This is a genomic window from Leptothoe sp. LEGE 181152, assembly GCF_032906605.1.
Classification (GTDB): Bacteria; Cyanobacteriota; Cyanobacteriia; order Phormidesmidales; family Phormidesmidaceae; genus Leptothoe; species Leptothoe turfae.
Genome location: NZ_JASATU010000064.1, coordinates 1 through 7907, shown reverse-complemented (window position 1 = coordinate 7907; position 7907 = coordinate 1). Strand labels below are relative to the sequence as shown.

Below are 7907 nucleotides of genomic sequence, written 5' to 3'. Positions count from 1 at the left end.
GAGATTTATTGGCTGCGGTACGCTCAGTTGTCAATACCGGTAAACGTCAAGGACTATCCGCTCTCAAGGCTATTCAGATAGCTCTCTCACCTGGACTCTCTCTTTTTAAACCGGGTTGAGCAATTACCTGATTATTGGTATGAAATTCCAAGTGATATTCCGCCTAAAAAGTCAAGAATTTATCCGATAAAGCTTGAAAGAATAAAAACATTGTTAAATTCTAAAGGAATAAATTCAGAAAATCGTCTGAAGCCATTTGTAATGGTTAGCGGTAAGTCATTTTCTGGCAAGTCTTTTTCGTTTGATCCCGAAAAAATCAATTAAACATTTAGATGATAGTGAGCCGTGATATTTTAAGCATCATGAAAATACAGCTTTTACTTAAGTGACTGTCAGATATTACTAATAAGATTATTATCCGGTCTGAAGTCCTTACAACCAAATCTTAAAGTTACCAAATAGCCTTACTACTATGGAGCCTCTGATTGAATATATCTATATCGACCATAAGCGGCTTGACTCTTATTTTGAGCAAATTTCAGAGTCCCCAATAGCTTATGATAAGGTCCCAACTTGGAAAGGCGGAGTAGGCTTAACTAATCTAGGAAGCGAAGTCACTCAGAGTAGATTTCCAAGACCTTTTACAACCCATGAAAAAGTTTCAAATCTCCTAGAGTACCTGAGAAAAGGGAATTTCTTATTTGAGTTTGATGAGGCTGAATTTTATGATTATCTTACGCTTGGTTTAGCAGATACAGATTTTTTCTATACTAGCAAAACCATATTCAACATGGCATTTCCGAGTGCAAGTTATACTGGAACAGATGAGGAGATGCAGGCTTATGAAATTACTGCCAACAATAAAAAAGAGCGTTTGAATAGTTATGCACCAGCAAATGACAAGAAGTTTCATTTAGTTAACTGCAGCTTAAGAAGAGTTTTAATCCCATCTCGGTCTGAGAGTAAACAAAAAGACATATCTCTTTGGGTCTACTTTTTTATCGGTTACTCAGTTGGACCTGCACCTACATTTTCTTCGACAGCAATTTTTCTAGAGGAATCTAACAGAGAAAATAATTCTGCAGAAATGATATTTTCTGAACTAGGCAAACGATCAAGAAGAGGGATTCCTGATTTGTATCCTAAATGGCTTATAAAATTGTCTTTAGAAGATAGAAAAGGTGAAATTGACCAAACTTCTCTTAACCTGGATTTGATTTCTGAGATTGGAGTCAATTTGTATATCTATAATGAGAGTGATTTTTTCAAATACCTAACTCAAGCTGGGGCGATTGTTGGACCGCCACAAAAGATTCAGATTCTTTACAGAGTAATTGATAAAACTGGATTCAAGTACCTTAATGCAGATTCAACTAAAAAACGTACTGAAAGTTTCCGTAGAGTTTTATATGGTGCACCAATATTTATAGCTGCTGCATAACCTGACGCAGGAGCGGACGGAATTCACAATCTGGACATTGAAGCAAAGATTATTGGCCGCCGCTCAGCTCCACGTTAGTCGTCTCGCCTTCCCACCTGAAGTTGCACTTCATCTCAATGATTTCGATAAAGAAAATTCTTGCAGCATTAGTTGCAACTGGCCTGATTACTGGAACCGTTTACCTTGGGATTCGTTCTGGCAAAGATAATCGTTTCGTCGTTTGGTTTGGTATCGCCTCGGCTACTGCGGCTCCTACTGGCTTAGCCTTGCTGGGGTACGCAATTAGTCGTTCTGATGGCGAAATTATTCAACAGCTTGCTAAAGTTCCAGAAATTGAAAGATTGATAGAGCAGGCAAAAACTCAGGAAGAGAAGATTCAAGTTTTAGAAGTAGAACGCTCGAGACTTGCGGAAATTATAAAACTTGAGTCAAGGCGACAAGCTGCTTTAGATCGGATAGATAGCTTAGAACGTGATGCTACAAGGATTTTGGATGAACTTGAAAATCTGGATAGAGAATTAGTTCTACTAGATGAACAAGTTGGCGACAGTTCTATCAGTGAAGAGATTGGACGCTTAAGAGAACGTGTAAAAGCACGTGAGGATCGAGATGTTATTTTCCGAATTGGGTCTAGGGTTTATCGCATTGATAGAGACATTATTAAGGCACTACCCTTCGGATTAGGTAATCCTTTGCTGGCATACGTTCGCATTGCAGATAAATTAGAAAAGACAGTTCTGCCAAAACTGCGTCAATGAAAGTGAGCACTCCAAAAATTAGGTGACTCAATAGCAAAAGCAATGCCGATTTGCTTCAGCTAAACTATTCTAGAAGTATAGGCTAATCCATTGAGGCTTGTGTATGACTTTAGCGGATATTTTACCTACACTTAGGCAGTTGCCAGAGTCAGAAAAGCTAGAGCTAGTAAGGCTTTTAGCAGATGATCTCTGTAGTGGCATGAAGATTTCACCGTTCGAACCCTTCAAGACCTACTTTTTACCTACCCCTTACAATGCCTTTGGCGCAGGGGCTATTCTTATGCAGACCATGTCTGCTACTGAGCCACTAGAACAGTAACATGCGCTTCCGATATTCAACGACTGACTCATCCCAAAATGAGTTTGATAGTCTGCCTCGTATCCCACTAGTCCTCAATTATCAAAATCGCAGCGTAGAGGTAGTTGGATTAGTAGACAGCGGCGCTACAGTCAATGTTTTGCCTTATGAAGTCGGACTTGAGCTGGGAGCGACTTGGGATGATCGAAAAGCTGTGATTCAACTGGCAGGCAATTTAGGAGGTCAACCAGCTATGCCCCTTTTTGCTATGGCAGATGTCGAAGGTTGTGGTTCTGCACGGTTAGCCTTTGCCTGGGCCAGAACTGAAAACATTCCAGTTATTCTCGGTCAAACCAACTTTTTTATGGAATTTGATGTGTGCTTCTATCGCTCGAAGATGGAGTTTGATGTCAATCCAAAAGCCGACTAGCCGTCTAACCCTGCGCAGGAGCGGACGGAATGAGTAATCTAGGGATTGATGCAAAAATACTGACCGCCGCTCACCTTAGCGTTAGGCGAACTCAGGCGGTATCTAAGGGTACAAAAGTTTTGTGAGAATTATTTGGGGTGTGATTGGCTAAGCATTGTCATGGAAGCTTCTATTACGGGTTGTCACGGGATAAATGGCATGCTACGTAGTTCCAGTTAATATATGAGCATCATGAACTCCCGAGGTGGAAAACTCATACAGCAAAAAGTAGCATCCACATTCGATATTCTGATCCAAGTTTGATGTGTAAGAGCAATTATGGCATTCAGTTTGACAGGCACTCCACCCATATGCTTTCTAAAAGCATACCAATCAAAAATGCTTGACTAACAAATGCAACCAATATATTTCTGAGTCATGAATAGTGTTTCGATGCAAAATAGTGAAGTAGATCAAACTATATTAAAAGTTGTAATAGAACAATCACCTACCCTAAAATCTCAATTTACCATTTATGTTGGTTCAGTCCGCGTAGGTGTATTATCCAGATGGGAAACTCTTTTTCGGGCAAAAGAGTTTAGAGTGTCAGCAGGAAAACATCCTGTTTATATATCAGCAGCAGATAAGGTGAGTGACACCATAGAAATTGACTTTAAACCTTATGAAACAGTGTTCTTGATCACAGGCTTACCTGGATTACACCAGTTCCTTGGACTCCGACCCTATTTGAGGAGAAAGCAGGTTGTAGAATGGAAGGCTGTTGGTGAAAAAATTGCGAATATGCCCTCAGAGGCTTTCTCTATTGGCCAACGAGTTGCCAATTCCTTTAAATCCACAGAATTAAGCAACATCACCACAGAAAATAATACTGTGATTTTTCCGGGCGATAAATCACAGCAAATTCCAAGGATAGTCGATTTAGAACCTGATCTTGAAGAAGTTCAAGCTGCTGCAGAAGAAGTGAGCATACCATCAGGTGTAAGCATTAATGTTAAACGATCTCGAACAATCGAGCATACTGTTGAAATTGAGCAAGGTAATTTTGTGAGTGGTAGTCTTAACCTAGGTATCCCAGATATTTTGGGAACAACTATTCGCGCTGAAATTGAAAAGCGCCAAGGTAGAAGCTACCGTGAGAGTGAAATGATTGAGTACGATGTATCACTGGATGGGAAAGTAAGTGAGCATTACAGGTTAGTTTGGATTGATTTATGGCGTAAGGGTGTAGCTGAAGTCACAAGCAATAATTGTACCGTTATGGTGCCTTTTCGCATAAGAGAAGGCACTGTTCTTCATGTCACTCATCAATAGGTTTGAAGCATTTTTATTTGAAATTATAGGCGTTTCCAAGCACTTTTCTAGATGTAATATCCTTGAGAAATTTTATATTAAATTATTGCGTAGACCTTCTAAGCAGTAGCGTTCAGGAAGCTAGCGTGGAAACGCTACACTTGAGCATTTCAGGTGCCACCATCAGCACCTAACAATTCGGCTGGAGCGGACTTATTCCCAAAATCCTATTACTATGCATAGGCTACTTACAGCCGCTCAGCCAAACCGTTAGCTGGCATACAAAGCGCATAATGCAACACGTAGAACTAGCCAAGCAATTATGGCCGAAAGCGAAGTTTATCCTGCTGCCATGGGACGGAGCAGCGACAGAGGTGTTTATCACTTCACTTGGAAGTGACTCCCTACACCATTCCATAGAAGTAATTCAAAATTTTGTAAATAACCCTGAGATTATTTGTATTGCCAATGAGCACATTGAAACACCTGTGCCTCTAACTTCAGTTGCGCTGGAAAAGCTCAGTGTCGATCCAGATAACCTTATCCAACATGCAATACGCGGTTCATTTATGAAAGCAGGCGATATGTGCTTTTACATTTGGGTGGATGGACCAAACCAGTCACATGATGTCGAAATGGTGTTCTGGAATAACCTACATTTCCCGAAGACAGTATCCGATGAGCAACATATCACTACCTGGGAAAGGATCGTGGCTTTTACTGAACAGATTAGAGAGGGAACATTAAATAGCAAATGTATTCTCACTCCGGAGCACAATGGGCCTATAGAAGAGTTGTTTGACCATAAATCTATTGTTGTTTGGTGAAAACCATGCAGCAGCCCATTGAAGCTTTGGTATACTACCTTTGTAAGGGAACATCGGTTCGTGTAGCTTTTAGAGTATTTTTACTTATTTAAACAGTGAAAGCTCAGATCAGCTATGATCTTTACAGTTATGGTATTCAGATCTAACATCATGCTGCGGGAAAACCTTAAGCAGGAAATTGATAAGCTCAATGACAGCCAACTAAGGAAGATCGCTGACTTTATCAATTCCGTCAAAGCTCAGGCTCAGCAACTTGCACAGTCAATGCCATTTTGGCAACGTGCAACGCCTGTCGAACGTGCCGACAATTTCCGTAGATGGGTAGCTCAACTGCCTAAAACAAGCGTCACACTATCAGATGAGGCGTTTGACCGTGGCAATATTTACGAATAATGACTAGATACTTGCTAGATACCAATGTTGTTCTACGGTTCAGTAATCCATCTGATTCTCAACATGATCTAGCCACTGAAGCTGTAGCTATTTTATTGTTCCAGGGCAACGAGTGCTATCTAACAGCACAGGTTTTGATTGAGTTGTGGGTTGTCGCAACACGTCCAGTAGATGTGAACGGATTGGGATGGTCAGTTGAACAAACGCATGATGTTATTGAGCAACTGTTGAACCGTTTTCCCATGGCAGATGAAACCTCTCAGATTTTCTCAAGTTGGTTCGCTCTTGTTACTGATAACCAAATCAAAGGTAAACGGACTCATGATGTCCGTATTATGGCTGTAATGCTGACTTCTGATATTGGTCACATCCTAACGCTGAACCCAGATGATTTTTCAGGGGTTCCAGGCATTTCGATTGTGCATCCCCAGCAAGTACTTGAGGAAGCAACTAAAACTGAATAAACGCCAGTTAACACTGCGTTGCAACAGCGGAGTGTTAGCAATTGATAAAAGGCTAAAGTTACTAACGCCGTTGAACTTCGCCGTTATGCTGCTTGTAATTCAGTGAAGGTAGCCTAAAAGTTATCTGTAAGCATTCAGGGCCAAGCTACTAGATTTTGTAGTATATTGTAGTATATTTATTGAGGTTTACAGAGTTAACTGGAGTTCATATGGGAATGCGAATTGAACCATACGCCCCCTGCTACCTTGATAGTGTTATTCGTCTTTCGCTTCGGGCATGGACTCCGGTCTTTGATTCGATTCAGAAATCGCTGAATACTGATGTGTACCGGGCGTTCTATTCCGATAATTGGCGTGTGAGCCAGCAGGAGGCTGTCGAGGGTGTCTGCGCTGCAGAAGACACAAATGTATGGGTTGCTATCGATACAGATTCTACAGTGGGTTTCGTAGCCGTGAAACTACACTCAGAGGACAGCATGGGTGAAGTCTACATGGTCGCCGTCGATCCAGACTTTCAAGGTCACGGCATTGGTGCCGCTCTGATAGAACGCGCTCTTGATTGGATGAAAGATGCGGGGATGTCTATTGCTATGGTTGATACTGGAGGTGATCCCGGTCATGCCCCGGCCCGCCACACCTATGAGAAGGTGGGCTTCAAATTGTGGCCAGTCGCTAGATACTTCAAGAAGCTCTAAGTTACAGATGTAAGTCTCAATGTATGCTTTGTTTTTGAGCTAATCAATTGCGATCGCCGCATAATCGGATAGGGAGAATCCTCACGAATCCCCCCTCCCACACCACCCGGCATGCGGGTCCGCACCGGGCGGTTCAGCATCACGGAGCAAACACTAACCTGTGTCATCAAACGTAGCCCTGGGCTTTCCTCCACAAGTCACGTATCGACAACAATCCCTGTTGTGCTAACCACGTATTGGTCATCCCAGTTTGCGTCGCCAACGTTCTCGACAAATGCCAATAGCCTCGTCGGCTAATGCCCGTCAAAATCGCATGACGCTCATCTGTCCCGAGGGCCAAAAGCTTGCTGATGCGAGTACGCGGTCTGCGCCACTGTTTCCAGTAACACATCCGGATGCGCCGTCGCAACCAGCCGTCTAGCTCTGGTATCGGGTGATAATATTGTGAGATGCCAAAATAGCCCATCCAGCCTCGCAGATACTGGTTTATGCGCTCCAAGCAGTATTCCATTGAGACTCTCCAACTGCGGGCTGTTAATCCCTTCAGTCGGTGTTTGAAGTCTGCAAAGGCTTTATCTGACCAATACACCCGGATTCCCTTGAACTTAACGCCAAGATATTCCAAGGCATGGACATTCACCACCTGTGACTTTTGCCGGTTCACCTTCAGCCTCAGCGTTTGGGTGAGATATTGGCTGATCTTAGCCATTACCCACTTTCCCGCTCGCATACTTTTGACCAGAATCACCAGGTCATCCATATACCGAACAAAGCGGTGGCCTCGTTTCTCCAGTTCCTGGTCGAGATCATCCAACAATATGTTGGCGAGCAACGGTGAAAGGGGAGATCCTTGAGGGGTACCCTAATCGGTTGACTGGATGATGCCATCCACCATTACGCCTGCTCGCAGATAGCGGCCTATCAGTTTCAAGAGCACTTTGTCGCGCACTTTCCGTGACACCCGAGCCATCAGAACGTCGTGCTGGACCGTGTCGAAAAATTTCTCCACGTCCAAATCTACGGCGATGCGATATCCCGCTTTGAGGTAGCCTTTTATCTGCTTGATTGCTCCATGAGCAGAGCGCTGAGGACGACTCCCAAAACTTGACTCTGAAAAGCCAGGGTCAAAGATTGGCGTTAGCACCTGGAGAATAGCTTGCTGGATTACCCGGTCTACAACACAAGGCACGATTAGATCGAACTGCACATCATCTCAACCTGGATTTGGGATGTGTCACCATTACCCATCCATTTCATCCCTACTCGGGTCAAACCTTTGAAGTTCTGAAAACTCGTAGGGTCTCAAACCAA

11 protein-coding genes and 1 pseudogene are annotated in these 7907 nt (G+C 43.0%); 10 read left to right on the top strand and 2 right to left on the bottom strand.

Annotated features, from left to right (window positions below):
• Positions 1–472 precede the first annotated feature (472 nt).
• From QGP82_RS29200 to QGP82_RS29160, 9 genes are all read left to right on the top strand, one after another.
• The gene (locus tag QGP82_RS29200) at positions 473–1441 is read left to right on the top strand and encodes a hypothetical protein (protein WP_499061772.1); all 969 of its coding nucleotides are present in this window, start codon (positions 473–475) and stop codon (positions 1439–1441) included.
• A 116-nt stretch (positions 1442–1557) separates the two neighbouring features.
• Entirely contained in the window at positions 1558–2199 is a 642-nt protein-coding gene (locus tag QGP82_RS29195) for a hypothetical protein (protein WP_163665680.1), read from the top strand.
• A 103-nt stretch (positions 2200–2302) separates the two neighbouring features.
• Positions 2303–2518 carry a hypothetical protein gene (locus QGP82_RS29190; RefSeq protein WP_163665682.1) on the top strand — a complete coding sequence of 72 codons (216 nt, stop codon included), beginning with the start codon at positions 2303–2305 and terminating at the stop codon, positions 2516–2518.
• Between the two features lies 1 nt (position 2519).
• On the top strand, positions 2520–2927 hold the full coding sequence (locus QGP82_RS29185; RefSeq protein WP_163665684.1) for a hypothetical protein: 408 nt from the start codon (positions 2520–2522) through the stop codon (positions 2925–2927).
• A 417-nt stretch (positions 2928–3344) separates the two neighbouring features.
• Positions 3345–4238, top strand: a complete 894-nt coding sequence (locus QGP82_RS29180) for a hypothetical protein (protein WP_499061771.1) — start codon at positions 3345–3347, stop codon at positions 4236–4238.
• Between the two features lie 272 nt (positions 4239–4510).
• Positions 4511–5044 carry a hypothetical protein gene (locus tag QGP82_RS29175; RefSeq protein WP_499061770.1) on the top strand — a complete coding sequence of 178 codons (534 nt, stop codon included), beginning with the start codon at positions 4511–4513 and terminating at the stop codon, positions 5042–5044.
• Between the two features lie 150 nt (positions 5045–5194).
• Positions 5195–5437, top strand: a complete 243-nt coding sequence (locus tag QGP82_RS29170) for a hypothetical protein (RefSeq protein WP_163671783.1) — start codon at positions 5195–5197, stop codon at positions 5435–5437.
• Positions 5437–5901, top strand: a complete 465-nt coding sequence (locus QGP82_RS29165; protein ID WP_499061769.1) for a type II toxin-antitoxin system VapC family toxin — start codon at positions 5437–5439, stop codon at positions 5899–5901. The genes QGP82_RS29170 and QGP82_RS29165 overlap by 1 nt, the downstream gene beginning before the upstream one ends.
• Positions 5902–6116: 215 nt before the next feature.
• The gene (locus tag QGP82_RS29160; RefSeq protein ID WP_499061768.1) at positions 6117–6596 is read left to right on the top strand and encodes a GNAT family N-acetyltransferase; all 480 of its coding nucleotides are present in this window, start codon (positions 6117–6119) and stop codon (positions 6594–6596) included.
• On the opposite strand, the gene QGP82_RS29155 is transcribed toward QGP82_RS29160, so the two are convergent.
• Both QGP82_RS29155 and ltrA read right to left on the bottom strand, forming a co-directional pair.
• Positions 6593–6763 (bottom strand): hypothetical protein, encoded by a 171-nt coding sequence (locus QGP82_RS29155; RefSeq protein ID WP_499061767.1) that lies wholly within the window; start codon positions 6761–6763, stop codon positions 6593–6595. The two genes, QGP82_RS29160 and QGP82_RS29155, sit on opposite strands and share 4 nt — an antisense overlap.
• A pseudogene (gene ltrA / locus QGP82_RS29150) lies at positions 6763–7785 on the bottom strand (group II intron reverse transcriptase/maturase); the annotation flags it as partial. The gene QGP82_RS29155 and the pseudogene ltrA, both read right to left, overlap by 1 nt.
• Positions 7786–7820: 35 nt before the next feature.
• Here ltrA and QGP82_RS29145 point away from each other — a divergent pair.
• Positions 7821–7907: DUF5372 family protein (locus QGP82_RS29145; RefSeq protein WP_499061773.1), on the top strand; the 87-nt coding region annotated here is incomplete at its 3' end.